The organism is Polaromonas sp. SP1 (genome assembly GCF_003711205.1).
Taxonomy (GTDB): Bacteria; Pseudomonadota; Gammaproteobacteria; order Burkholderiales; family Burkholderiaceae_C; genus Polaromonas.
The window spans coordinates 498,645-524,056 of the sequence record NZ_CP031013.1 but is presented as its reverse complement, the minus strand read 5'-3'; the positions used below and the strand labels follow the sequence as shown (position 1 = coordinate 524,056).

Annotated in this window: 25 protein-coding genes; 10 read left to right on the top strand and 15 right to left on the bottom strand. The window is 64.1% G+C overall.

The features are described 5' to 3' along the window. Nucleotides 1-25 precede the first annotated feature (25 nt). Entirely contained in the window at nt 26-1,636 is a 1,611-nt protein-coding gene (locus tag DT070_RS02515) for an iron ABC transporter permease (protein ID WP_122953990.1), read from the top strand. Nucleotides 1,637-1,657: 21 nt separating this feature from the next. On the opposite strand, the gene DT070_RS02510 is transcribed toward DT070_RS02515, so the two are convergent. Then, a complete protein-coding gene (locus DT070_RS02510; protein WP_122953989.1) occupies nt 1,658-2,056 on the bottom strand; it encodes a 4-oxalocrotonate tautomerase family protein in 399 nt (132 codons plus the stop codon). A 90-nt stretch (nt 2,057-2,146) separates the two neighbouring features. Then, nucleotides 2,147-2,563: a MarR family winged helix-turn-helix transcriptional regulator gene (locus tag DT070_RS02505; protein ID WP_122957211.1), complete on the bottom strand. Its 417-nt coding sequence runs from the start codon at nt 2,561-2,563 to the stop codon at nt 2,147-2,149. Nucleotides 2,564-2,833: 270 nt separating this feature from the next. Between DT070_RS02505 and DT070_RS02500 the strand changes: the two genes are divergently transcribed. The 3 genes from DT070_RS02500 to DT070_RS02490 all read left to right on the top strand — a co-directional run bounded on the left by DT070_RS02500 (nt 2,834) and on the right by DT070_RS02490 (nt 5,592). After that, the gene (locus DT070_RS02500; RefSeq protein WP_122953988.1) at nt 2,834-3,055 is read left to right on the top strand and encodes a CsbD family protein; all 222 of its coding nucleotides are present in this window, start codon (nt 2,834-2,836) and stop codon (nt 3,053-3,055) included. A gap of 74 nt (nt 3,056-3,129) precedes the next feature. Beyond that, nucleotides 3,130-3,699 carry a hypothetical protein gene (locus DT070_RS02495; RefSeq protein ID WP_122953987.1) on the top strand — a complete coding sequence of 190 codons (570 nt, stop codon included), beginning with the start codon at nt 3,130-3,132 and terminating at the stop codon, nt 3,697-3,699. A gap of 501 nt (nt 3,700-4,200) precedes the next feature. Next, the gene (locus tag DT070_RS02490) at nt 4,201-5,592 is read left to right on the top strand and encodes an MFS transporter (RefSeq protein ID WP_122953986.1); all 1,392 of its coding nucleotides are present in this window, start codon (nt 4,201-4,203) and stop codon (nt 5,590-5,592) included. Between the two features lie 140 nt (nt 5,593-5,732). On the opposite strand, the gene DT070_RS02485 is transcribed toward DT070_RS02490, so the two are convergent. The 5 genes from DT070_RS02485 to DT070_RS02465 all read right to left on the bottom strand — a co-directional run bounded on the left by DT070_RS02485 (nt 5,733) and on the right by DT070_RS02465 (nt 10,419). After that, complete coding sequence (locus DT070_RS02485; RefSeq protein ID WP_122953985.1) at nt 5,733-6,686, bottom strand: ABC transporter ATP-binding protein; 954 nt, start codon at nt 6,684-6,686, stop codon at nt 5,733-5,735. After that, nucleotides 6,683-7,324 carry an ABC transporter permease gene (locus tag DT070_RS02480; protein ID WP_122953984.1) on the bottom strand — a complete coding sequence of 214 codons (642 nt, stop codon included), beginning with the start codon at nt 7,322-7,324 and terminating at the stop codon, nt 6,683-6,685. Before DT070_RS02480 ends, DT070_RS02485 begins: the two co-directional genes overlap by 4 nt. A gap of 16 nt (nt 7,325-7,340) precedes the next feature. Next, nucleotides 7,341-7,964, bottom strand: a complete 624-nt coding sequence (locus DT070_RS02475) for an ABC transporter permease (RefSeq protein WP_122953983.1) — start codon at nt 7,962-7,964, stop codon at nt 7,341-7,343. Next, nucleotides 7,961-9,475 (bottom strand): histidine ammonia-lyase, encoded by a 1,515-nt coding sequence (gene hutH, locus DT070_RS02470; RefSeq protein WP_122953982.1) that lies wholly within the window; start codon nt 9,473-9,475, stop codon nt 7,961-7,963. The genes DT070_RS02475 and hutH (DT070_RS02470) overlap by 4 nt, the downstream gene beginning before the upstream one ends. A gap of 62 nt (nt 9,476-9,537) precedes the next feature. Beyond that, entirely contained in the window at nt 9,538-10,419 is an 882-nt protein-coding gene (locus DT070_RS02465) for a glycine betaine ABC transporter substrate-binding protein (RefSeq protein ID WP_122953981.1), read from the bottom strand. Nucleotides 10,420-10,712: 293 nt separating this feature from the next. On the opposite strand from DT070_RS02465, the gene DT070_RS02460 reads away from it, so the two are divergent. Beyond that, nucleotides 10,713-11,675: a YeiH family protein gene (locus tag DT070_RS02460; RefSeq protein ID WP_122957210.1), complete on the top strand. Its 963-nt coding sequence runs from the start codon at nt 10,713-10,715 to the stop codon at nt 11,673-11,675. Here the strand turns inward: DT070_RS02460 and DT070_RS02455 are convergent. From DT070_RS02455 to hutU, 8 genes are all read right to left on the bottom strand, one after another. Then, complete coding sequence (locus tag DT070_RS02455; RefSeq protein ID WP_122953980.1) at nt 11,672-12,478, bottom strand: ABC transporter ATP-binding protein; 807 nt, start codon at nt 12,476-12,478, stop codon at nt 11,672-11,674. The two genes, DT070_RS02460 and DT070_RS02455, sit on opposite strands and share 4 nt — an antisense overlap. Nucleotides 12,479-12,572: 94 nt before the next feature. Continuing rightward, a complete protein-coding gene (locus tag DT070_RS02450; RefSeq protein ID WP_122953979.1) occupies nt 12,573-13,346 on the bottom strand; it encodes an ABC transporter permease in 774 nt (257 codons plus the stop codon). 12 nt (nt 13,347-13,358) lie between these two features. Further along, nucleotides 13,359-14,315: an ABC transporter substrate-binding protein gene (locus DT070_RS02445; protein WP_122953978.1), complete on the bottom strand. Its 957-nt coding sequence runs from the start codon at nt 14,313-14,315 to the stop codon at nt 13,359-13,361. A 50-nt stretch (nt 14,316-14,365) separates the two neighbouring features. Next, nucleotides 14,366-15,910 (bottom strand): histidine ammonia-lyase, encoded by a 1,545-nt coding sequence (hutH, locus tag DT070_RS02440; protein WP_122953977.1) that lies wholly within the window; start codon nt 15,908-15,910, stop codon nt 14,366-14,368. A gap of 7 nt (nt 15,911-15,917) precedes the next feature. Beyond that, nucleotides 15,918-16,898 (bottom strand): tripartite tricarboxylate transporter substrate binding protein, encoded by a 981-nt coding sequence (locus DT070_RS02435; protein ID WP_228778594.1) that lies wholly within the window; start codon nt 16,896-16,898, stop codon nt 15,918-15,920. Further along, nucleotides 16,898-17,734, bottom strand: coding sequence for a phosphate/phosphite/phosphonate ABC transporter substrate-binding protein (locus tag DT070_RS02430; RefSeq protein ID WP_228778655.1), 837 nt, complete (start codon nt 17,732-17,734; stop codon nt 16,898-16,900). The genes DT070_RS02435 and DT070_RS02430 overlap by 1 nt, the downstream gene beginning before the upstream one ends. Nucleotides 17,735-17,748: 14 nt before the next feature. Continuing rightward, nucleotides 17,749-18,762: an ornithine cyclodeaminase family protein gene (locus DT070_RS02425; protein ID WP_122953975.1), complete on the bottom strand. Its 1,014-nt coding sequence runs from the start codon at nt 18,760-18,762 to the stop codon at nt 17,749-17,751. Nucleotides 18,763-18,768: 6 nt separating this feature from the next. Continuing rightward, nucleotides 18,769-20,475: a urocanate hydratase gene (hutU, locus tag DT070_RS02420; RefSeq protein ID WP_122953974.1), complete on the bottom strand. Its 1,707-nt coding sequence runs from the start codon at nt 20,473-20,475 to the stop codon at nt 18,769-18,771. 228 nt (nt 20,476-20,703) lie between these two features. On the opposite strand from hutU, the gene hutC reads away from it, so the two are divergent. The 5 genes from hutC to DT070_RS02395 are packed head-to-tail and all read left to right on the top strand — an operon-like array spanning nt 20,704 to nt 25,393. After that, on the top strand, nt 20,704-21,414 hold the full coding sequence (gene hutC, locus DT070_RS02415; protein WP_122953973.1) for a histidine utilization repressor: 711 nt from the start codon (nt 20,704-20,706) through the stop codon (nt 21,412-21,414). After that, nucleotides 21,411-21,989, top strand: a complete 579-nt coding sequence (locus tag DT070_RS02410) for a HutD family protein (protein ID WP_122953972.1) — start codon at nt 21,411-21,413, stop codon at nt 21,987-21,989. Before hutC ends, DT070_RS02410 begins: the two co-directional genes overlap by 4 nt. Further along, nucleotides 21,986-23,200 (top strand): imidazolonepropionase, encoded by a 1,215-nt coding sequence (hutI, locus tag DT070_RS02405; protein ID WP_122953971.1) that lies wholly within the window; start codon nt 21,986-21,988, stop codon nt 23,198-23,200. The genes DT070_RS02410 and hutI overlap by 4 nt, the downstream gene beginning before the upstream one ends. After that, entirely contained in the window at nt 23,197-24,003 is an 807-nt protein-coding gene (hutG, locus tag DT070_RS02400) for an N-formylglutamate deformylase (protein ID WP_122953970.1), read from the top strand. Before hutI ends, hutG begins: the two co-directional genes overlap by 4 nt. Then, nucleotides 23,993-25,393, top strand: coding sequence for a formimidoylglutamate deiminase (locus DT070_RS02395; RefSeq protein ID WP_122953969.1), 1,401 nt, complete (start codon nt 23,993-23,995; stop codon nt 25,391-25,393). The genes hutG and DT070_RS02395 overlap by 11 nt, the downstream gene beginning before the upstream one ends. Nucleotides 25,394-25,412: the final 19 nt, after the last annotated feature.

The following is a 25,412-nucleotide window of genomic DNA, read 5'->3' as shown; positions in this document are numbered from 1 at the left end:
CTGTTCCCAGGCTTTCCGGGGCCCCATGTTTCGCCGATATTTCCCTCCTGTTGTGCTTTTTTTGCTGGTCGGGCTGCTGACGCTGCCGGTGCTGGCCGTGGCCTTGTCCTGGCTGCAGTTCAACAGCGAGGCGCAATCCATCCTGCTGCAGATGCTGCAAACCGTGCTGCCCGACTACACCCGGACGTCGCTGCTGCTTTGTCTGTGCGTGGCCTTTGGCGTGGCCGTGGTGGGCATGGCCACCGCCAGCATGGTCACCTTGTTCGACTTTCCGGGGCGCCGGGTGTTTGAGTGGGCCTTGCTGCTGCCGCTGGCCATGCCGGCTTATGTGCTGGCCTACGCGTACACCGACTTCCTGCAATACGCCGGCCCGCTGCAAACCTGGCTGCGCGCCAGCTTCGGCCTGCAGGGCCGGCTGCTGCCCGAAGTGCGCAGCCTGGGCGGCGCGGTGCTGGTCTTTACGGTCGCGCTCTACCCGTATGTGTATTTGCTGGCGCGCACGGCTTTGTCAGAACGCGCCGTGCATTTGATGGAAGCCGCACGCCTGCTGGGCGCGCCGCTGTCGCGCCGCATCCGCGGCGTAGCGTTGCCGCTGGCCCGGCCGGCTGTGGCGGCCGGTGTGGCGCTGGCCTTGATGGAAACGCTGGCCGACTTCGGGGTTTCCAGCTACTTCGGCATCCAGACCTTCACCGCCGGCATCTACAAGGCGTGGCTGTCGATGGACAACCGCATCGCCGCCGCGCAGCTGGCCACCGTGCTGCTGTTTTTCGTCGCGCTGCTGTTGTGGATAGAGCACAGCGCGCAAAAGCGCATGCGCTTTGCCACCGGCCGTGGCGCCCGTGCCGGCGCGCAAGATGCCGCCCCCGTGCAACTGCGCGGCTGGCGCGCCGTGTCGGCTTGGGGGGTGTGCGCTGTGCCGATTGCGCTGGGTTTTGTGCTGCCGGTGCTTTTCATGCTGCGCCCGCTGGTGCTGGACTGGGACAACCTGCTGTGGGATAAATTCATCGGCTGGACACTCAACAGCATCGGTCTGGCGGGCTTGAGCGCGCTGCTGGCCACCGCACTGGCTGTGGGCCTGGCCTTTGCGGTGCGCCGCCAGCCTGGCCTGCTGACCCGCGCGGCCGTGCAACTGGCCGGCCTGGGTTACGCCGTGCCCGGCGCGGTGATCGTGGTCGGCCTTTTGCTGCCCGTGGGCTGGCTGCAGGCCGCAGCGCCGCAGACCAGCGCGGGCTACTGGGTCACGGCCACCATCCTTGGCGTGGTCTGGGCCTACCTGGTCCGCTTCAGCGCCGTGGCCTTGCAAAGCCTGCAAAGCGGCTACTCGCGCATCCCCGCCAGCTTTGACGACAGCGCGCGCATGCTGGGCACCCCCGGCTTTGGCATCTTGAGCCGCGTGCACTGGCCGCTGCTCAAGCGTTCGGTGGCAGCGGCGGGCCTTCTGGTGTTTGTCGATGTGATGAAAGAGCTGCCCGCCACGCTGGTGCTGCGGCCCTTCAACAGCGACACCCTGGCCGTCATCACCTACCAGCTCGCGCGCGACGAGCGCCTCGGGGAGGCCGCCTTGCCTGCGCTGGCGCTGGTGCTGGTGGGCCTGCTGCCCGTCGCGCTGCTCAGCCGCACGCTGCGGTCGAAGTAAGCGCAACGAGCTGTCCGGTTCTCAGGCCTTGGCCTTGATGTAGCGGTATTCCTGCGTCAGGCCGCCAAAGCCGTAGGCCTCGGCGCGCACGTCGTGCACATAGATATAACTTTCTTCGTGCACATTGCCCAGCAGCTTGCTGAAGGCGGCAAAGGCCTCGGCTACGTACTGCGCTTTCTCGTCTTTGGTGTTGGTGCCGTCCACTACCTTGATGTCGAAATAAAAGCTGTTCTTGCCCTGGCTGGCCAGCGTGCTGCCGCCCACGATCCAGTGCTCGGGCGGCACGAAGTCGATCGCGATCGCGGTGAGTTCGCGCTTTTTGCGCAGGATGCGCGTGGTCAGCTCCAGCAGGGTTTCGGCGATGTTGTGGGTCAGCTCGGCGCTGGCGGGTTGGCTGACTTTGACGTTGAGGATAGGCATGAAGTTTCTCCAGTGAATGACAGGTGATATTGAAAAATATAGTTAGCTATGCAACTATATGGGTAAAAAAAAGGACAAATGAAAAGTGGTTCATTTCAGGGCGGAAGACACGCTCCTGACGCGGGCTACGGTCTCATCGAAGTTCTCCTTTCCGATTTGTTGCTGGATTCGGCGCGTGACGTCGCCGCTGGCTTTGTTGATGGCGGTGTGCATGGCTTCGGCTTCAGCCGTCGGGAAGACGGCCCAGTGCCGGCCGTCGCTTTCAAGGCTGCGGCGCTCGACCAGGCCCAGCGCCTGCAGGCCGTCCAGCAGCCGTGTGGCGGTCGGTCGCGAGATCGTCAGCTCGTCGGCGATCTCGTGCTGCGGCATGCCCGGTTGCTTCAATACCAGGCGCAGCATGAAGCCTTGCGACGGCGTCACACCAAACGGCTTGAAGGCCAGCGTCCACTCTTTGTCGACCAGGCGGGCCAGGGCGGTGGTATTGAAATAAAGGCAGTGGTCAAACATGGAAGCCATCGTATCAGGAATTAATTAGCTATGCAACTAGTTGGATCCGCTTGCAGGAATTCCGTTACAGATTGCCGTCGTTTTTACGCCTGTCCGCCTCTGTCCGCTAGCGCACCAAGGCTGTAAGCATGTGCCTACGCCCATCAAATACAGGGGCCTACGGTGTGCAGGAAATATCGAACGTATGGTTTAACCCATGCCGCCCGAGAGCCCACGTCAAGTGCCACGGGCGATTCATCAACTTCATCAACTGACGTTCAGGAGGACACCATGAACCAGGACCGCATAGAAGGTAATTGGCTTCAATTCAAAGGCAAGGTCAAAGAGCAGTGGGGCAAGCTCACCGACGACGACCTCGACGTCATTGCCGGCAAGCGCGACCAGCTGCTGGGCCGCATCCAGGAGCGCCACGGCCTCAGCCAGGAAGAAGCCGAGAAACAGGTTGCAGCCTGGAAGGATCGCAACCCGACCGACTTCTTCGAGCGCTATTGAGGCTTTGCACCACGCAAGCCAACGCAAACCAAATCCATAACCACTCCAACTTCAACTCACCCAAAGGAAAATCCATGAAAACCAAACTCCTGATGCTGACCGCCGTCATGTCTTGCGCTTTTGCCGGCCAGGCCATGGCCCTGACCAAGGAAGAATACAAAGCCCAGGGCGACCGTATTTCGGCCGACTACAAAGCCGGCAAGGACAAATGCGGCACGTTGAAAGACAACGCCAAAGACATTTGTATGGCCGAAGCCAAGGGCGCTGAAAAGGTCGCCAAGGCCGAGCTGGAGTCGCAATACAAGCCCAGCGCCCGCAACACCGAAAAGGTGGCACTGGCCAAAGGCGACGCTGCCTATGACGTCGCCAAGGAGAAGTGCGACGACCTGAAGGGCAACGACAAGGACGTCTGTGTGAAGGACGCCAAGGCTGCCCACGTCAAGGCCAAGGAAGATGCCAAGGTCGCCAAGACCGCGGCTGATCCCGCCAAGGACAAGGCCGAAAAAGCCGAAGTCAAGAAAGACGCCAACGCAGAGAAGCGTGAAGCCGAGTACAAGGCCGCCAAGGAGCGTTGCGACGCCCTCACCGGCGCTGCCAAGGACACTTGCCAGAACGACGCCAAGACCAAGTTCGGCATGAAGTAAGCGGCAAGAAGCTGCCGCCTGCGGCGCCTGCATGATCCCAACGATCTGCAGGCGCCGCAGTCACGTCAGCGCTACGCCATTTTCGAAACCCTTTTCGGCAGGCCCAACCGCCAGATGCCAGGTGCCTGAACAGCCGGAACAGCCTTTCCAGAACATGCACCTGTCCAGCGGCATTGAGCCGGCCTTCGGTGCAAGAACACAAAAAAACGTCCGGCTATCTTCTTCTGCTATCAATTCAGGAGCTATAAGTCCATATTCTATAAGGGCTGAGGCTATTACTTCCTTATAAGCCTGATACGGACGCGCGCCGCAGCGCGCAACGCTGTCGCCGCGCCGCGCCGCTGTGACGCGGCAGGCGCCTTCGCCGGCCTGGTCCGTCCGCTTGCCCAAGGATGCCGCTCGGGCAAGGCGCCGGCCCGGGCGCTGTGGGGCGCGGCGCTCTTAAAATCAGAATCCACGCGGCAGGGGCTCACCTGGCCGCGGCCCCAACCAAAGGTCTCAATGCTTGTTCAGGATGGTTTGCCCGCGCCCGAGCGCTTGCGGGCGCTGCTGGTCATCATCCTCGGCATCGTCATGGCGGTGCTTGACGGTACCATCGTCAACCTGGCGCTGCCCGACATCACCCGGGAACTGAACGCCACGCCCGCCCAGTCCATCTGGGTCATCAACGCCTACCAGGTCGCCACGCTGGCGCTCTTGCTGCCGCTGGCCACGCTGGGCGACATCATCGGCTACCGGCGCGTCTACCTGGCCGGCATGGCGGTGTTCACGCTGGCTTCATTGCTCTGCGCGCTGGCCGATTCATTGACCACGCTGGCGCTGGCCCGTGTGCTGCAAGGCCTGGGCGCGGCCGGCCTGATGAGCGTCAATACGGCGCTGGTGCGGCTCATCTACCCCAAACACCTGCTCGGCCGTGGTATCGCCATCAACTCGCTGGTGGTGGCCGTCGCCTCGGTCGCAGGGCCGTCGATTGCCGCCGGCATCCTGTCGGTCGGCTCCTGGCCGTGGCTGTTTGCGCTCAACGTGCCCTTCGGTTTGATGTCGCTGTGGTGGGGCCGCAAGACGCTGCCTGAAAACACCGCCAGGGCCGAGGGCCTCAAACTCTCGCCGGTCGATGTGGTGCTCAACGCGCTGATGTTCGGCCTGGTGTTCCTGGGCGTCGACGGCCTGGGCGTGCGTGTTGAAGCCGTGCCGGGCGATGCAGCGTCGTCGTCGCTGTGGTTGCCACTGGCCGAACTGGCCGCCGGCATCGTCATTGGCGTCATTTACGTGCGCCGCCAGCTGGCCATGCCCGTGCCGCTTTTCCCGCTCGATTTGCTGCGCATTCCCGTGTTTGCGCTGTCCATGGGCACCTCGATTGGCGCCTTCTGCGCGCAAACGCTGGCCTATATCTGCCTGCCGTTTTTGCTGCTCGGTAGCTACGGTTTCAGCCACCTCGAGGCGGGCTTGCTGCTGACAGCCTGGCCGCTGGCGATTGTGGTCACGTCGCCGCTGGTGGGCCGGCTCATAGGCCGTTATTCAGGCGGCCTGTTGGGCGGCATCGGCATGGCGATGCTTTGCCTGGGGCTGGTGCTGCTGGCCCTCTTGCCCGCGCAGCCAGGGCAGTTGGATATTGTGTGGCGCATGGCGCTGTGCGGCATCGGCTACGGGCTCTTTCAGTCACCCAACAACCACACCATCATCACCTCCGCGCCTGCCCACCGCAGCGGCGGCGCCAGCGGCATGCTGGGTACGGCGCGCCTCACAGGTCAGACGCTGGGCGCGGTGTTGCTGGCAATGATTTTTGCGGTGGCCGATCCGCACCATGGACAGGGTTCGCTGGTGGCCTTGTGGATTGCGGCGGGGTTTGCGGCGCTGGCTGGAATCTGCAGTGCCCTGCGCCTGCGCCGGTGAGGGGCGCCGCTCAAGCTTTATCTCTCATCCCCCGTTCGGGCTGACCCTTCGACCGGCTCAGGACAGGGTACGCCTGAAGGCGTATCGAAGCCTTGCGCCGCACCAGCCCTTCGATACCTCAGGGCGAACGGAGAAGGAGCTCAGGACGAGCGCGCGACCGCTGCAGCCTGCTGAATCGTCTGCAGCGTGACGCGGCCCAGCACGGCGCCACCCGCATCCACAATCACGGCCTCATTGGCGCCGGCATCCAGCATGGCCGACAGCGCATCGCGCAATGGGGTCGTCGCCGGCAGGCGCGGCGCATTGGCAGCAGGCGTGCCGCTTTCCACATACGGCCCGGCCGTCAGCAGGGCCAGCCGTTTCAGTGAGCGGTCGCCGCCCACAAAAGCTTCCACAAACGCATCGGCCGGATGCGACAGGATGCGCTCGGGCGTGTCGTACTGAACGACCTTGCCGCTGCGCAAGATCGCGATGCGCGAGCCCATGCGAATGGCTTCGTCGATGTCGTGCGTGACAAACACAATCGTTTTGCCCAGCTCGCGCAGGATGCGCAAAAACTCGTCTTGCAGGCGTGCGCGCGTGATGGGGTCGATGGCGCCGAAGGGCTCGTCCATCAGCATCACGGGCGGGTCGGCCGCCAGCGCGCGCGCCACGCCAATGCGCTGCTTCTGTCCGCCCGACAGCTCACGCGGAAAGCGGTCGCGGTAAATCGAAGGGTCCATGTGCACCAGCGCCAGCAGCTCATCCACGCGTTTGGCGATGCGGGCTGAATCCCAGCCCAGCATCTTGGGCACGGTGGCCACGTTCTCGCCGATCGTCATGTGCGGGAACAAGCCCACCTGCTGGATCACGTAGCCGATGGAGCGGCGCAGTTCCACCGCGTCAATCTTGGTGACGTCGCGCCCGCCCACCTCGATGCGACCCGAGTCGGGCTCGACCATGCGGTTGATCATCCGCATGGTGGTGGTCTTGCCGCAGCCCGAGGGGCCGATCAGCACGCAGATCTCGCCCGTGTTGATGGTGAGCGACAGCCCGTCGACGGCGGACTGGGCGCTGCCGCCGAAGGACTTGGTGAGGCGGTCGAGAGTGATCATGCGCGAAGCCCTTGCGGAGTCATGCGGCGCTGCAGCGCGCCAAAAAGAAAATCAGTGCCCAGCGCCAGCAGCGCGACCGGGATGGCGCCCACCAGCAGCTGGGGCACGGCCATCATGGCGATGCCCGCGGTGATGAAGTCGCCCAGCCCGCCGCCGCCGATAAAGGCGGCCAGCACGGCACCCGAGATAATCTGCACCGCCGCCGTGCGCAGGCCCGCAAAGATGACCGGCATGGCCATGGGCAGCTCGACCTGCCACAGCAGCGCGGCGCGCGTCATGCCCATGCCGATGGCGGCGTCCACCGCGTCGGCATCCACGCCGCGCATGCCGACAATGGTGTGCGTCACGATGGGCGGCAGCGCGATCAGCGTGAGGGCAAAGAGCGCGGGGGTAAAACCGGTGCCCAGTATCGGCATCACCAGCGCCAGCACGGCCAGCGAGGGAAGGGTGCGCCCGACGTTGGCGACATTCACCACGGCCAGCGACAGGCCGTTCTTGCGCGCGACGGCAATGCCCGCGGGTATGCAGATCAACGCGGCGATCAGCAGCGCCGAGGCCGACAGCGCCACGTGCACACCCAGTGCGCGGTAAAACTGCGCAGGGTGCGTCAGGACATAGTTCCAGGCATCGGCAAGCATCAGGGCCTCTTGGGGTTCAGGCGGCGCGCCGGTTTTTCAGGCGCCGCTCCAGCAGGGCCAGGCCCAGGTCGACGACGACGGACAGCAGGCAGACGGTGAGCGCACCGGTCCAGATCTTGGCCGGGTGGTCGCTGGCGATGCCGTTGAAGATCAGTGTGCCCAGCCCGCCGGCATTCACATACGCGGCTACCACCGTCACGCTGATCACGGTGACGGCCGAAACGCGCAGGCCGGCCACGATCAGCGGAAGGGCCAGCGGCAGCTCGATGCGGCGCATGATCTGCGCCTTGTTCATGCCCATGCCGCGCGCCGCATCGATGATGTCGGCCGGCACTTCGCGGATGCCGGTGGCCACGCTGCGGATCAAAATCATCAGTGAAAACGCCACCATGGTGATGATGGCGTTGGTGCGGCCCAGGCCGACCACGGGAATCAAAAAGGCGAGAAAGGCCAGTGTCGGGATTGTGTACAAAAATCCCGAGATGGTCATGACCGTGCCGTACAGCTTTTCACGCCGTGCCGCAAAAATACCGATCACCAGCGAGATCGCAAAGGCAATCACCAGCGCGGTCAATGAGATGGCGATGTGCTCCCACAGCGAGCGCAGCACGTCGGGCCAGTTGCGCAGGAACCAGGTCATGCAGCGCCTCCGGCATCAAGCTTGAAAACACCCGCCGCGATGGCGTTCTGGATGCGGTCGATGTCCGGGCCCAGCGGGCGGTCTTCGTCCAGCATGGGCACCAGCTTGCGGACCTGCGCAAAGGTGCGGCGCGTGCCTTCGCCCATGCGGGCGATGTCCAACTCGCGCAAATCCACCGCCTGCGCTGACACCAGCAACTCGATGGCGATCAGGTAGCGCACCCGCTCCACCAGTTCACCGAGTTTTTCGGCCACACCCAGCGCCATGCAGGCATGGTCTTCGAGTGCTTCAGACACCGGCATGTAGTCGAGCGAGCCAGGATTGGCGCGTAAACGCACCTCGGCCCAGAGCGCGGTCAGGGTTTTTTGCACCGTGGCAAAACCCGAATGGGCCGGACCGTGGCGCGTGAGCTGCAGCGGCAGGCCGGTCAGCGCCGGCGACATGAAGCGCTGGCTACGCGCGACCGACATGCTGGCCGCCTGCGCCAGTGCAATCGCCGAGGCGTCCAGCGCCAGCGCCAAAGCCGGCACATGGAAGTTGCCGTTGGACAGCATCAGCCCTTCTTCGGCCAGCACCAGCGGGCTGTCGGCCGCGCTGTTGAGTTCAATCTCGACCTGCGCGCAGGCGGTGTCCACCATGTCGCGGGCGGCGCCGTGCACCTGGGGCACGACGCGTGTCGACACCGGGTCCTGCACGCGGCGGGCGGCGCCTGGTTCCAGCAGGGCGCTGCCCTTGAGCAGTTCACGCAATTGACGTGCGACCTCAACCTGGCCTGCCGCAGGGCGGGCAGCCACTGCACCGGGGTGCAGCGGCGAGAGGTTGGCCCTGAAGCCTTCATAACCCAGCGCCACTGCGGCCAGCCAGGCATCGAGCGCCACATTCACGTCATGCAGCACGAGGGCGGCGCGCGCCGTGGTGGCGGCGTTGGCGCTGATCAATGCCAGTCCGTCTTTGGCACCCAGCGTGACGGGCTCAAGCCCTGCGCGTTCGAGTGCAGCGGCGCCGCTTAACACTTCACCGCGCACCTCGGCCTGACCTTCGCCAAACAGCGGCAAAGCCAGGTGGGAGAGCTGGGGCAGGTCGGCGACACCGATGGAGCCGAAGCGCGGCACGACAGGGTGCACCTGGAAGTTCAGCAGATTGATGCAGGCGTCGAGCACAGCGGGCGAGATGCCCGAGCCGCCGCGCGAAAGCCCCGCGATGCGTGCGAACTGCATCGCGCGCACAGAGGCTTTGTCATAAGCCGGGCCCACCGCCACGGCCCGGGCGCGCACGGCGCGGCGCTGGTAGGCTTCCAGGTCGCCTTCGGCCAGCACGGCGCCGGTGTTGGCGCCCAGCGCGGAATTGAGGCCGTAGATCGGCTGGCCCGAGGTGGCCAGTTGCATCACCAGCGCACGCGCGGCGGTGACGCGCTCACGTGCGGCGGGCGCCAGCGAGACAGGCTCGCCGGCCCGCGCCACGCGCACCAGGTCGTTGATGCCCAACCATTGCTCCCCGACCACGAGTGTCATGGCGTGCCAGCTTTCACGGTGATGAGGCGAAACAGAAAGAGGGGAAAAGAGGAAGGGTTTGTTTACTTGACCAGGCCTTTGGCCTTGAGGAAGTCGCGTGCCACGTCCTTGGGCTCGAGCTTGTCGCCGTCGACCTGGTAGTTCATTTGAGCCATGGTGGTTTCGTCCAGCAGGGCGCTCACGCGGTTGAGCACTTCACCGACTTTGGGGTTGGCGTCCAGCACTTCCTTGCGGATCACGGGCACGACGAAGTACGGCGGCCACAGGCTCTTGTCGTCGCGCAGGCGCTTGAGTTTGAGCGCACTGATCATGCCGTCGGTGGAGTAACCGTTGACGACCTGGATCTGGTCGTTGCGCAGGGCCTGGTAGCGCAGGCCGATGGCCATCTGCAGGTCTTCGCCGAAGACCATGTCGTACTTGGCTTTGAGGCCCGGCAGGCCGTCCTTGCGGTCACGGAATTCGGGGCCGGCGCCGACCTTCAGGTCCTTGGCGACCTTGGCCAGGTCCGACAGGGTTTCAAGCTTGAGCTTTTGCGCGGTATCGGCGCGCACCACCATCACATAACCGTTGTTCAGGTTGGACTGGTTGAGCACCACAAAGCCCATCCTGGCGTAGCCTTCCCTGACCTTGTCGTACACGGCCTTGGCGTCGGTCATGGGCTCCTGCTTGAGCACGGCCAGCAGCATGGTGCCGGTGTACTCGGGGTAGAAGTCGATCTGCTTTTCTTCCATCGCCTTCTGGGCGATCAGCGTGCCGCCCAGGTTGAGCTTCTTCTCGGTCTTGATCCCGGCGGCTTCGAGCGCCTGGGCATAGATTTCGGCCAGCACAAATTGTTCGGTGAAATTTTTGGAGCCGACGCGCACGGCCTGCTGGGCGTGCGAGGTGAGCGGTGCGAAAGTGGCCAGCGCGAACGCGGACAGGGCCAAAAGTTTGCTGATCTTCATGGGAATCTCCGGATGAATTTAAAACGACGAATCTTCTGGCCCGTTGCATGCACATCCCGTGCCTGAAAAGCACGCCATCCTGGTGTTATTAGCACCTCAACTTGTATATACAACCTAATAATAGTAGCATATGGAAATAGCGTGTGCAAGACGGAAAATCACTCGGCGATACCTGTTTTCCGCATAAAAACAAACCCCTCCGGAGGCCCCGCCGCCGGTGTCCTTTCTGGTACTGATCCGCAGTGTCTTTTCTCCCCTCAGTTTCCGTTTTGAAAGCCAGCGTGCCCGGCGCCATGGTGTGCGTGGTCATCGCCCTGGCGGCGACTTTTCTGTCAGAGCACTACGGCGGGCCCCAGCTGCTGTACGCCTTGCTGATCGGCCTGGCGTTTCACTTCCTCAACAGCAACCCCAAGGTCAAGCCCGGCGTGGACTTTTGCGGCCGTGTGCTGCTGCGCGTGGGCGTGGCCCTGCTGGGTGCGCGCATCACGCTGACGCAGGTCGCCAAGCTCGGCGTCGAGACGGCGCTGGTGATCGTGGTGGCGGTGGCGCTCACCATTGTGTTTGGCCTGCTGCTGGCGAAGTGGCTCAAGCGCCCGCGCGAAGAGGGCGTGCTGTCGGGCGGCGCGGTGGCCATTTGCGGTGCGTCCGCCGCGCTGGCCATTTCATCCGTGTTGCCGCAAACCAAAGAGAACGAGCGCTTCACCTTGCTGGCCGTGGTCGGCGTCACGGTGCTGTCCACCCTCAGCATGATTCTTTATCCCTTCGCCCTCAAGCTCATCGGCCTGGAACCCGCGCAGGGCGGCATCTTCCTGGGCGGCACGATTCACGATGTGGCACAAGTGGTGGCGGCCGGCATGATGCTGGGCCCCGAGGTGGGCGACACGGCCACCGTGGTCAAGCTTTTCCGCGTGATGTTGCTCATGCCCATCGTGCTGCTGATCGCCGTCAGCTACCGCAATCACCCGGACGCCAAAACAGTCGACGAAGAAGTGCCGCTGGTGCCCGGTTTCCTGCTGGCCTTTATCGTACTGGTGCTGCTGGCCACCATTGGCGCTTTTACGCCCGCCGTGGTGCAGGCCGCCAGCGACGCTTCGCGCTGGCTGCTGGTCACGGCGATTGCGGCCGCCGGCATCAAGACCAGTTTTGAAGACCTGATGAAACTGGGCTGGCAGCCCGTGGCCATGCTGGTCGGTGAGACGGTCTTTATTGCCTCGCTGGTCCTGGCATCGGTGATGGTGCTGCGGCTCGGACTTTAAGCGGCCGGGGCTTGCAGGCCCGCCGCCTTGTGCACCTCAATGCGAATCTCCTCAGTGAGTCGCGCCTTGAGCTCCGTGAACACCGGCGTTGTCTTGACGGAGTAGTGGCGCGGATGCGCCAGCGGCACCGGGATGTCGCATTTGATGCGGCCCGGCCGCGCGCTCATCACCACCACGCGGTTGCCCATAAAGATGGCTTCATCAATATCGTGCGTCACAAAGAGCACGGTCTTCTGCTCGGCTTCCCAGATGCCCTGCAGCAGCTCCTGCATCAGCTCCCGCGTTTGATGGTCGAGCGCTCCGAAGGGCTCGTCCATTAACAAAATGCGCGGGTCATTGGCGAGCGCCCGTGCCAGCGCTGTGCGTTGTTGCATACCGCCGGAGAGCTGTTTGGGAAAATGGTTTTCAAAACCCTGCAAGCCGACCTTCTTGATGAACTGGTGCGCGATGTCGCGTTGAGCGTCCAGCGCCATGCCTTTTTCGCGCAGGCCAAAGCAGACGTTTTGCAGGATGGTGAGCCAGGGGAAAAGCGTGTAGCTCTGGAACACCATGCCCCGGTCGGCGCCCGGGCCGGTGATGGGTTTTCCGTCCAGCACGATGGTGCCGCTGGTGGGTGTGTCCAGCCCGGCCACCATGCGCAGCAGGGTGGACTTGCCGCAGCCTGAGGGACCAAGAATGGTGATGAAGTCGTTTTCTGCGACGCTCAAGTCGGTGGCTTGCAGCGCGACAGTGCCCGGCCCCTTGTTGGCGGCGAAGGTTTTCGACAGCTGGGTGACGGTCAGGATAGGAGTGGAGGGAGTCATCGAGTCATCGGCCCGTTTTTCCGCCGGGCCGCCCCAAGGAAAAATGCGCCCCCTCGGGGGGGCAGCGCAGTACGCGAAGCGACAAGCGTGGGGGTCATAGTCTTGCCCAGGGGAAGAGTTTGCGATTCAGCGCCTTGAAGGCGAGATCAGTCACAAGACCGAACACACCAATCACGATGATGCCGAAGATGATCTGATCCGTCGCCAGCAGCGCCTGGCTGTCGGTGATCATGTGGCCTATTCCGCTCGATGCGCCAATCAACTCGGCGACGATCACATAAGTCCAGGCCCAGCCCAGCACCATGCGCAGGGTCTCAGCGATTTCAGGCGCAGCGCTGGGCAGCAGCACGCGCACGACGATGCCGCGGTCTGCGGCACCCAGTGTGTACGCCGCCTCTACCAGGTCGCGCCGCGTGTTGCCCACGCTCACGGCGATCATCAACACGAGTTGAAAGAAAGAGCCGATAAAAATCACAGCAAGCTTTTGTGCTTCACCAATCCCGGCCCAGAGGATCAGCAGTGGAATGAAAGCCGAGGCAGGCAGGTAGCGTGCAAAGCTTACGAAAGGCTCAAAGAACGCTTCGACCGGCTTGTAGGCGCCCATCATCACGCCCAGCGGCACAGCCAGCAAGGCAGCAATCGCAAAACCGCCCAGCACCCGCCAGACCGTCATGCCGATGTCCTTGATAAACCCCTGGTTGGCCAGCAGGTCGTAGCCTGATTTCACCATGGTGATGGGGTCGGCCAGGAATGTCTTGGAGACATAGCCGCCGAGCGTGAAGATGGCCCACACCACGAAAAAGAGGATAAAGAAGCTCACACCCAGCGCGATGCGCGCGCCGGGGGAGACGGGTTGGAGTGGCCGCATGCGCTCGCGTGCTTACTTGAGAAAACGCGTGTCAGCCAGCTTGGTCATGTCGGGCAGTGATTTGATGATGCCCGCTTCAAGCAGCAGGTCGGCCGCTTCTTTGCTGAAGGCGGCATGCTCGCCGGCAAAGAATTTCTGGTTGGCCGCACGATCCTGCCAGCGCAGGTATTTGGACGAGGCTTCAAAGGCGTCGCCGGTCTGCTTCACGTCGGCGCCCATGATTTCAAAGCTTTTCTTCGGCTCTTTCTGGATCATTTCGACGGCTTCAAAGTAGCTGTCGGCCAGGGCCTTGGCGGCTTTCGGGTTTTCTGCCAGAAACTTGGGCGTGCAGCCGAAGGTGTCCATCACCATGGGGTAGTCCAGCGTGGTGGCAATGATCTTGCCGGCCTCCGGCTTGGCGCGCACCGCACCGAGGTAAGGCTCATAGGTCATCGCGGCATCGACGCCATCCGTGCCGGCAATCATGGCGTTGGCCGCGGCTTGGGGTTCGAGGTTGACGATCTTCACGTCCTTGGTGCTCATGCCGTTTTTCTTCAGCATCCAGGCCAGGGCAAAGTAAGGCGAGGTGCCGGGCGCACTGGCGGCCACGGTCTTGCCTTTGAGGTCGGTGATTTTGATGATGGCGGGTTTGACCACCATGCCGTCGGCGCCATAACTCTTGTCGAGCTGGAAGATCTGCGTGGTGGCCACGCCGTTGGCGTTCCACACCACCCAGGTTTCGACCGTGGTGGCAGCGCATTGCACATCGCCCGAGGCAATGGCCAGGTGGCGGTCTTTCTGCGGGATTTTTTTGATGGAAACGTCGAGCCCGTTCTTCTTGAAGATGCCGGCTTCCTTGGCCAGGGTCAGCGGGGCAAAACCCGTCCAGCCGGAGATGCCGACGGCGACCTTGGTCTCTTGTGCGTTCGCGGCACCCATGGCCAGGGCGGACGCGGCGGCCAGCAGTGAGAGGGCAAGTGATGACTTCATGAAGATGCTCCTGTTAGATAGCGGATTGATACGGCTAATGTATGCAGGCTTCATGCCAGCCGCAAGGCGGTTAACTCGGTGATTTGGGCTTCTCCGGCCAGGCCGATGCGCCCGCCCGCCACCAATTGGTGCACCTTCTCCATGTCGGGTGCCAGGCTGCGGTCATGCATCATGGCCGGCGAGGCCTGGCGCACCAGTTGCAGCACGCCTTCCAGCACGGCGGAGCTCTTGAGCGGGCGCAAAAATTCAATGCCCTGCGCGGCGGCCAGCAGCTCGATCGCCACGATGTATTCGGTGTTGCGCAGCATGGGCTGCAGCCGTCGCGCCGCGAAGGTGGCCATGCTCACATGGTCTTCCTGGTTGGCCGAGGTGGGCAGGCTGTCAACGCTGGCGGGATGGGCCAGCGACTTGTTTTCAGAGGCCAGCGCGGCGGCGGTGACGTGCACGATCATGAAGCCGGAGTTCAGGCCCGGCTCGGGCGTGAGGAAAGCCGGCAGGCGCGACGCCACGGTGTCGACCAGCATGGCAATGCGGCGCTCGGTGATGGCGCCGATCTCGGCAATCGCCACAGCCAGCGCATCACAGGCCAGCGCAACCGGCTCTGCATGAAAGTTGCCACCGGAGAGCAGCGTCTCGTCATCGGCGAATACCAGTGGGTTGTCGGTCACGGCATTGGCTTCGCGCATCAGCACCTGTGTGGCGTAACGCATCTGGTCCAGGCAGGCGCCCATGACTTGCGGCTGGCAGCGCAGGCAGTAGGGGTCTTGCACGCGGTCGTCGCCTTCCAGGTGCGAACGGCGGATCTCACTGCCCACCATGATGGCGCGGTAGGCGGCGGCGCAGTCGATCTGCCCCGGCTGGCCCCGCACCGCGTGGATGCGCGGGTCAAACGGGCCGTCGCTGCCGCGCGCGGCGTCCAGCGTGACGGCGCCTGAAATCACGGCCGCTTCAAACAGGCGGTCGGTGGCGAGCAGCGCATCCAGCGCCAGTGCGGTCGAGACCTGTGTGCCGTTGATCAGCGCCAGGCCTTCCTTGGCCGACAGCTTGACCGGCGTGATGGCAGCCTGCTTGAGCGCATCGGCTGCGGCCATGCGCGTGCCCTGGTAGAAGACCTCGCCTTCGCCAATCAGCGGCAGACACAAATGGGCCAGCGGTGCAAGGTCACCAGACGCGCCGACCGAGCCCTGGCAAGGGATCACCGGCGTGAGGCCCTTGTTGTAAAGCGCCATCAGCGTGTCGATGACGACTTCACGCACACCCGAGAAGCCGCGTGCCAGGCTTGCGGCCTTGAGCAGCAGCACCAGGCGCACCACACGCTCGGGCATGGGCTCGCCCACGCCCACGGCATGCGAGCGCAGCAGGTTGAGCTGCAGCGTTTCAAGATCAGCCTGCGCGATGCGCTGGTTGGCCAGCTTGCCGAAGCCGGTGTTCACGCCGTAGACGGCGTCCCCGCCCTGCGCGGCTTTTTGCACCAGGGCGGCGCTGGCGCGAATACCGGCAGTGGCTGCAGGGTCGATGGCGAGCGTCTGCTGGCGGGTGTGGATATCGCGCAGTTGTGCCAGGGTGAGTTGGCCGGGCTGGATAGTGAGGGTCATGGTGGTGCTATTCGGGTTTGATGTTCTTTTGCCGGATCACCTCGGTCCAGCGCTGGGTGTCGGCCTGGATGGCGGCGGCCAGGTCGGCCGGCCTTCCGGTCGCGGCATCCATGCCGAGCGCGGCCAGCTTTTCCTTGAGGGCGGGCGTGGCGAAGAGCTTGCCGGTTTCCGCATTGAGTCTGTCGATGACCGCGCGCGGTGTGCCGGCCGGCACCATCAGCGCATACCAGGACACGGCTTCAAAGCGCGGCAGGCCCTGCTCGGCAATGGTGGGTGTGTCGGGCATGACGGGCGAGCGCTTGAGGCTGGCCACGCCCAGTGCGCGCAGCTTGCCGCTTTTGATGTGCGGCAGCACTGACGACATCTGCGCAAACATCATGCTGACCTGGCCGCCCAGCAAATCGTTGATCGCCGGGCCTATGCCTTTGTAGGGCACGTGCAGCAGTTGCACGCCGCCGTTGAGGCCCATCAATTCACCGGCCAGGTGCGCCTGGCTGCCGGCGCCGGGCGACGCAAAGCTGATGCTGCCGGGCTTCTGTGCGGCCAGCGCGAGGAGTTCCTTGACGGAGCGGGCCGGCACTGCGGCGTTGACCACCAAGACGTTTTCCACCGTGGCCAGCATGGTGACCGGCGCGAGGTCTGAGGCCTTGTAAGGCAGGCTGGGGTAGAGGGCCGGGTTGACCGCGATATTGCCCAGCGGCACGATGGCCATTGTGTAGCCGTCGGGTGCGGCTTTGGCGGCTTGTTCAATGCCGATGTTGCCGGCGGCGCCGACTTTGTTTTCTACGATGGCGGGCTGGTCCATGGCGTCCGACAGGCCTTGGGCCAAGACGCGGCCCAACACATCGACAGGCCCGCCGGGCGGAAAGGGCGCGATCACATGCAGGGGTTTGGACGGATACGCCTGGGCTGCGGCGCCGAATGAGGCGGCAGCCAGCAACAAGGCCAGAAACGCAGATCGTGTGGTTAGCAGCTTGATGAGTTTCATCAGATGTCATCCAGTGCAGGTGCAGGCCCGCCGTCCATCGCGGCCAGCGGCAGGTAGGTAGCGGGGTCGGGAAAGGCAAAACCTGCGAGCAGCAGGCGCTGCATCAGCGGCGCCACCTCGGGTGCGGTGGCGGTTGCCAGCAGCGCGGCACGCACACGCGTCAACACGTCCCGGGGCACATCCGCCGTGGCCACCAGCGGTGGAATCGGCAAGGCCGCCGTGCTGGCAAGGGTGCGCACCTGCGCCGCAAAGGCGGGGTCGTGCGCTTTCAGCAGGTCGTGGTAGTAGCTGTCCAGCGGGCCGGCGTCGATGCGGCCGTCGGCCAGTGCGGTGATCACACCCCGTGCGTTGATCAACTCGCCCACCGCCTTGCGGTACAGGCGCGGGCCCTGCGGCTTGCGGTAAGGCGCCAGGTGATGGCGCAGCGCCACGCCACCCGACATGGAGTCGGCCAGCGTGTAGCCGATGACGCCGCCAAAGGTGTCTTCCAGCGTGCGATAGGGCGCATCGGCACGCACCACGATGTCGGTGAAGTACACCGGTTTGCCGCCATAGCGCGCAGGTGATGGAATCGGCGCGGCCACCAGCGTGGGCCGCTCGCCGCGTTGGGCAAATGGCAGGCCGCACATCATCGCCAGACCCAGGTCGTTGCGCGCCCACAGCACCGACAGCGGCGCGGGGGCGTCGTAATCGATCAGGTCCCAGGGGAAACCGGCACGCGCCAGCACCCAGGCCAGCAAGGCCTTCCAATCGGCCTTGACCGAGGGAGTGGCCGAGTACATGCGGGCGTTGGCGATCAGCGCCTGAGCAGCTTGTGGCGAATTCAAGGCGTGCACCATGGCTGGGTTACTTAGCGGAAGCGCAGCTTTTGCCCCAGGCCCATGCGCTTGGCTTTCTCCAGCATGAAGGCGCCGAGCGCGATGTCCGACAGCGAGAGGCCGCGGTGCCAGAACAAATTGGTTTCGTCATCGCTTTCGCGCCCGGGTTTGAGGCCCGCGACGATCTGGCCGAGTTCGGCATGCAGTGTGGCTTCCGACAGCTTGCCGGCATCCACATGGGCGCGCAGAGCGCCCAGCGGCCCGGCCTTGGCCTGGCCCCAGTCGTCCATGACCATCTTGTCCATGATGTCGGTGAGCGAAAGCTCGACCGCGCTCATGGTGCCGTAGGGAATCACGCAAGCGCCTTTTTTGATCCACTCGGTCTTGAGCATGGGCGTTGGCTTTTCCAGTCGCGAGGCTTCGACCACGATGTCGGCGCCGCGCACGCAGGATTCCCAGTCTTCGGTCACGATGATTTTTTTGCCCAGGTCTTTTTCAAGTTTGGCGGCAAAGGCGTTGCGGCTTTCAGGCCGGCGTGAATGCACGCGGATCTCGTCGAAGTCGTAGATCGAGTCAAGCAGGCGCACATTCCAGTATGAGGTGCCGCGTGCGCCGATGTGGCCCAGGATCTTCGAGTTCTTGCGCGCCAGGTGTTTGGCGCCCAGCGCGGTGATGGCGCCGGTGCGCATGTCGGTGATGTCCGAGGCGTCGATGATGGCAATCGGTGAGCCGTTCTTGGGATCGAACAAATTCAGGACCGCCAGCTCCGAAGGCAGGCCCTGCTCGTAGTTTTTGTAAAAATCGCCCACCACCTTCACACCCGCCAGGCCCAGCGGGCGGATGTAGCCGCGCAGCACATTGAAGTGGCCGGGGTAGTCCTTTTCCGGCACCAGGTGCATGCGCGGCTCGATGGTCGTTTGCTTGTTGCCCTGTGCGTGCAGGGCCTGCTCGACGGCGGCAATGATCTCGGCGTCGGTCAGGGCCAGCGCCTGCACATCGGGGTGGTTCAGATAGGTGAGATGGATCTCGGCAGTGCTATCGGACATATCTTTTCAGCTTCCCATCATGGGCAGGTTCAGCCCGTTGTCTTTGGCGCTTTGTTTGGCGATGTCGTAGCCTGCATCGGCATGGCGCATCACCCCGGTGGCCGGGTCGTTAAAGAGCACTCGGCCCAGTTTCTCCGCTGCGTCGGCCGTGCCGTCACAGACGATGACCACGCCTGAATGCTGCGAGTACCCCATGCCGACGCCGCCGCCATGGTGCAGGCTGACCCAGGTCGCGCCGCTGGCGGTGTTGAGCAGGGCGTTCAGCAGCGGCCAGTCGCTCACGGCATCGCTGCCGTCTTTCATGGCTTCAGTTTCGCGGTTGGGCGAGGCGACGGAGCCGCTGTCCAGGTGGTCGCGGCCGATCACGATGGGGCCTTTGAGCTCACCGTTCTTGACCATCTCGTTAAAGGCCAGGCCCGCCAGGTGGCGCTCGCCCAGACCTATCCAGCAGATGCGTGCCGGCAGGCCCTGGAAGGCGATGCGCTCTTCGGCCATGTCCAGCCAGCGGTGCAGGTGTTTGTTGTCCGGGAAGAGCTCTTTCATCTTCGCGTCAGTCTTTTTGATGTCTTCCGGGTCGCCCGAGAGCGCCACCCAGCGGAAGGGGCCGACACCGCGGCAAAAGAGCGGGCGAATATAGGCCGGCACAAAACCGGGGTAGTCAAAGGCGTTGGACACACCGAAGTCCTTCGCGACCTGGCGCAGGTTGTTGCCGTAGTCCACCGTGGGGATGCCCATCTCGTGGAAGGCCAGCATGGCCTTGACGTGGGCCACGCAGGATTCACCGGCGGCTTTTGTCAGTGCGGCGTGCTGGGCCGGGTCTTTTTGCGCAGCCTTCCATTGCGCCACCGTCCAGCCGGCGGGCAGGTAGCCGTTGATGATGTCGTGCGCCGAGGTCTGGTCGGTCACGATGTCGGGGCGGATGCCGCCGGCCTTGGCACGCTTGACCAGCTCCGGAAGAATTTCGGCCGCATTGCCACACAGGGCGATGGAGACGGCCTCCTTGCGCGAGGTGTGGTGCTTGATCATCTCCAGCGCTTCATCAAGGTCTTTGGCCTGCTTGTCGACATACCGCGTACGCAGCCGGAAGTCGATGCTGGACTGCTGGCACTCGATGTTGAGCGAGCAGGCGCCGGCAAACGTAGCGGCCAGCGGCTGTGCGCCGCCCATGCCGCCCAGGCCGGCGGTCAGCACCCAGCGGCCTGCGAGGTCGCCATTGAAATGCTGGCGGCCCGCTTCCACAAAGGTTTCATAGGTGCCTTGCACGATGCCCTGGGTGCCGATGTAGATCCAGCTGCCGGCCGTCATCTGGCCGTACATCATCAGGCCCGCGCGGTCCAGTTCATTGAAATGTTCCCAGGTCGCCCACTTGGGCACCAGGTTGGAGTTGGCGATCAGCACGCGCGGCGCGCCGGTGTGGGTGCGGAACACGCCGACCGGTTTTCCCGACTGCACCAGCAGGGTTTCGTCGGCCTTGAGTTTGCGCAGGGAATCAAGGATGGCGTCAAAGGCCGGCCAGTTGCGGGCCGCCTTGCCGATGCCGCCATAGACCACCAGTTCGTCGGGGTTTTCGGCGACTTCCGGGTCCAGGTTGTTCTGGATCATGCGGTAGGCCGCTTCGATCTGCCAGTTGGCGCAGCTGAGGGTGCTGCCGCGCGGCGCACGCACGGGGCGGGCCTTGCTGTCAAGGAAGGGGGTTTGGGAAAGATCGGACATGAGGCTGCTCCGGAAGTGGGCGGGAATACGCAAGAGTTCAAACAGCGCCGAAAAAAAGAATCGGCCGGCGATGGGATAAATCGTAGTTGTCTATACAACTTGTGTCAACTGCGGTAATCTATGGTTTGTACGTAAAAGCCTGGCCGTTCATGGGGGTTGCAAGGTTGCCAGGCCGGCTTTTGCGGTGACAATGAATTTTTCTTACACACGCGAGCACTGCGCTGAACCATGGCCACCACACCACTGCCTGCCTACGGTCAGGTCAAGGCATTCATCAAAAAACGCATCAGCGCCGGCACCTGGAAGCCCGGCGACCCGGTGCCCAGCGAAGCCGTGCTGATGGAGCAGTTCGGCGTGAGCCGCATGACGGCCAACCGGGCGCTGCGCGAGCTGATGGACGAAGGCATGGTCACGCGCGTGCAGGGCTCGGGCACCTTTGTGGCAGAGCTGCATCGCATTTCTTCCACGCTTACCATTCGTGACATTCATGAGGAAGTGGTGGAGCGCGGCCATGTGCACACCTCGCGCGTGCTGCTGGCCGAATCTGAAAAAGCCAGCGCCGACCTGGCGCGCACCCTGGGCCTGCGGCCGGGCGGCCGTGTGTTTCACACCATCCTGATTCACCTTGAAAACGGCGTGCCGATTCAATATGAAGACCGCTATGTGAACCCGGCAGCGGCGCCTGATTATTTAAAGACCGACTTCACCCAGACCACGCCCACCCACCACCTGCTCGAACAGGCGCCGCTGACCGAGGCCAGCTATTCCATCGAGGCTTGCCTGCCATCTGCGCTGGAGGCCAAACACCTGGACATCAAACCGACAGAGGCGTGCCTGGCCATGATGCGGCGCACCGTGAGCGGCAGCAATATCGCCAGCGTGGCGCGCCTGGTGTACCCGGGCTCGCGCTACAGCTTTGCAGGGAAGTTTCAGGCATGACATCGGCGCACAGCTCCGGCTGGAATGTCGTGCGGCTGGCCGACATCCCCGCGACGCCGTGGCGCAACGGCGGCGGCGTGACGCGCGAGCTGGCGATGTGGCCCGACGCGGGTGACTGGGCCTGGCGCATGTCGGTGGCCGACGTGGACAAGAGCGGGCCGTTTTCGAAGTTCGAGGGCATCGAGCGCTGGTTTGCGGTGCTTGAAGGCGCCGGCGTGCAGCTGGATGTGGCGGGCGTGCCGCATCGCGTGACGGCTGCGGATGCGCCTCTTTTTTTCGATGGCGCTGCGGCCACCGGCTGCGAATTGATCGACGGGAAGACGCGCGACTTCAACCTGATGGTGCGCCGGGGCAGCGAGCCTTCGCGCATGGTGCGCGTGCAAGGCCGCTTTTCAGAAACCCTGCATGCTATGAAAACAATAGCGGTATATGCATATGGGTCAAGCGCTACCGTGCTATTTGATGAAGAAGTTCTGCAGCTGGAGCCGGCCACTCTGGCCTGGCGCACAGTGACGGGGAGTGCGGCGGTGCGCATCGCCGCAGAGCAAGCCCTCTGGATGGAGATACCCGCATGAGCCTGCAACTGTGGAGTCACTGCCGCGCCGCCACGCTGCAAGCCGGCGCGGCGCAGCCCTATGGCTTGGTCGAAGACGCGGCGCTGGTGGTGGAGGGCGAGTCCATTGCCTGGGTGGGCCCGCGTGCCGATGTGCCGGCAGATCTTCTTGCTCGTTGCAAGACGCAACACGATGCCGGCGGCGCATTGATCACCCCCGGCCTCATCGATTGCCACACCCATCTTGTTTATGGCGGCGACCGTGCTCACGAATTCGAATTGCGCCTGAACGGCGCAACCTATGAGGAGATTGCCCGCGCCGGCGGCGGCATCGCTTCCACTGTGAAGGCGACCCGATCTGCCACTGCGCATCAATTGCAGGCGCAAAGCGCAGCCCGGCTGCAGCGATTGATGGCCGAAGGCGTGACCACGCTGGAGATCAAGTCCGGCTACGGCCTGGCGCTGGCGCATGAACGCAAGACTTTGTCGGTGGCGCTCGCGCTGGGGCAAACCTATGCGGTGGATATTCGCACCACGTTTTTGGGTGCGCACGCCGTGCCGGCCGAATTTGCCGGGCGCACCGATGCGTATGTCGACGCCGTGCTGGAGATGCTGCCGGTGCTGCATGCCGAAGGCCTGGTCGATGCGGTTGATGCGTTTTGCGAACGCATTGCTTTCAGCACAGCACAAACTGAACGTGTCTTCGCTGCGGCCAAAGCCTTGGGCATTCCGGTGAAGCTGCATGCCGAGCAGCTCAGCGACAGCGGTGGTGCGCAGCTGGCGGCGCGCTACGGTGCGCTTAGTTGCGATCACCTCGAATGGCTATCGGCCGAGGGCGCGCAAGCCATGGCCGCCGCCGGTTCCGTGGCGGTGCTGCTGCCCGGTGCGTTTTATTTTTTGCGTGAGACCAAGCTGCCGCCCATGGCCTTGCTGCGCGAACACGGCGTGCCGATGGCAATCTCTACCGACTGCAACCCCGGCAGCTCGCCTTGCACCTCCTTGCTGCTGATGCTCAATATGGCGTGCACGCTGTTCCGCCTGACGCCGGAAGAAGCATTGGCCGGCATCACACGCCATGCCGCCGCGGCACTGGGCCTGCATGACCGCGGCGTGCTGGCCGCCGGCATGCGGGCCGACTTTGTGCTGTGGGGCGTGGAGCGGCCGGCGGCGCTGAGCTATGCCTTTGGCGCGAACCCGCGCCTTCAAACTGTTTTCAAGGGCCAGATCACATGAGTGAAGTTTTTACCCTGCAGCAGGGCACCGTTCCGCTGCTGGTCAGCATGCCGCACATCGGCACCGAAATCCCGGCGGGGCTGAAAGGCGGCTACACCGACGAAGCCCTGCGGGTCGAAGACACCGACTGGCATTTGCACCTGCTCTACAACTTCTTGCCGGCGCTGAGCGCCAGCGTGTTGCGCCCGCGTTACTCGCGTTATGTGATCGACCTGAACCGCCCGCCCGACGATGCGCCCATGTACCCGGGCGCGTCGAACACCGAGCTGTGCCCGACGCGCTTTTTCAGCGGTGCGCCGCTCTACAAACCAGGTTACGAGCCCGCTCCTGAAGAGCGCGCGCGGCGCCGTGAAGCTTACTGGCAGCCCTACCACTCGGCGCTGGCCGGTGAACTGGCGCGGCTGAAGGCGCACCACGGCTTTGCCCTGCTGTGGGACGCGCACAGCATCCGCTCGCAAATCCCCTGGCTGTTTGAAGGCAAGCTGCCCGACCTCAACATCGGCACGGCCAGCGGCGCCAGCGCACATGAAGCCATCACCAACGCGGTGGTGCAAACCTGCGCCAGCGCACCCCACATCACCACCGCCGTCAACGGCCGCTTCAAGGGCGGCTACATCACACGCCACTACGGCCAGCCGGCCAACGATGTGCATGCGATCCAGCTGGAGATGTGCCAGAGCCTGTACATGCAGGAGGCGCCCCCCTATGCGTATGACGAAACGCTGGCCGCGCAGGTGCGGCCTTTGTTAAGGAAAATGGTCTCCAGCACGCTTGCAGCTTGTACAGTTTGCTATGAAAAGTGAAGCAAAAAAATTTTTCGCCGCGCAGGCCTGGGTGCAGGGCACGTGGGCCAAAGACGTCCTGCTGACGGTTGCCGGCGACGGCACCTGGCAGAGCATTGAGCCTGGCGCCAGCGCGCAGCAACAGGACGGCGCCACCCGTTTGCCCGGCCCGGTGCTGCCCGGTTTGGTCAATGCACACAGCCACGCTTTTCAGCGCGCCATGGCGGGCCTGACGGAACGCCGCAGCGCCGGCGCGCATGCCTCCGACGATTTCTGGAGCTGGCGCGACCGCATGTACACCGCGGCCAACCGCATCACGCCTGAGCAGCTGGAGGCGATTGCCGGCCAGCTGTATTCCGAGCTGCTGGCCGGCGGCTACACGCAGGTCTGCGATTTCCATTACCTGCACAACGACACCAGCGGCGCACCGTATGCCACCCCGATTGAGATGGCACTGGCGTTGGTGCGCGCCGCGCAGCGCACCGGCATCGGCCTCACTTTGCTGCCCACGCTGTACATGCGCTCAGGCTTCAAGGCCACGGGCTTGCGTGAAGACCAGCGCCGCTTCTCATCCACACCCGAAAGCGTGTTGCGCATGGTCGAAGACGTCCAGCGCCAGACGAAGGGCGATGCACGCATCAACGCCGGTGTGGCCGTGCATTCACTGCGCGCCGCCAGCCCGGGTGCGATCCATGAACTCACAGGCGCCGCCAGGGCGGCCGGCCTGCCGGTACACATCCACATCGCCGAGCAGACGCAGGAAGTCGACGATTGCGTAGCGCACACCGGCCAGCGCCCGATTGAATGGCTGCTGAACCACGCCGGCGTGGACGCCCGCTGGAACCTGGTGCACGCCACCCATGCGACGCCGGCCGAACTGCAAGGCGTGCAAGCCAAGGGCGCATCCATCGTGATCTGCCCCGCCACCGAAGCCAACCTGGGCGATGGCGTGTTTGACCTGCCGGCCTACGCGGCCGCCGGCGGTAAGGGCGGCAAATGGTCCATAGGCTCCGACAGCCACGTCACCCGCAGCTGGCCCGAAGAGCTGCGCCTGCTCGAATACTCACAACGCCTCACCCTGCGCCAGCGCAACATCGCCGCGCGCATCCTGGGCGAAGAAAGCAGCGCCGCCGGGTTGTTCGAAGCCGCACTGGGTGGCGGCCTACCGGCCAGCGGCCAGAAGCAAGGCGGCCTGGCGCCCGGCCATCGCGCGGATTTTGTGACGGTCGATATGGAATCGCCGGCGCTGCTGGGCGTGCCGCCAAGCCATGTGCTGGACGCACTGGTGTTCTCCAGCCCGTGCGCGGCGTTCGGCGAGGTGTTTGTGGCCGGGGAGCGGGCAGCGGCCAAGGCGCAACAAGCGGCGCTGGCAAGCGCTTTCAGCCAGGCGATGCATGGCCTGTGGGCTTGAAAACCCGGGTGATGGCAGA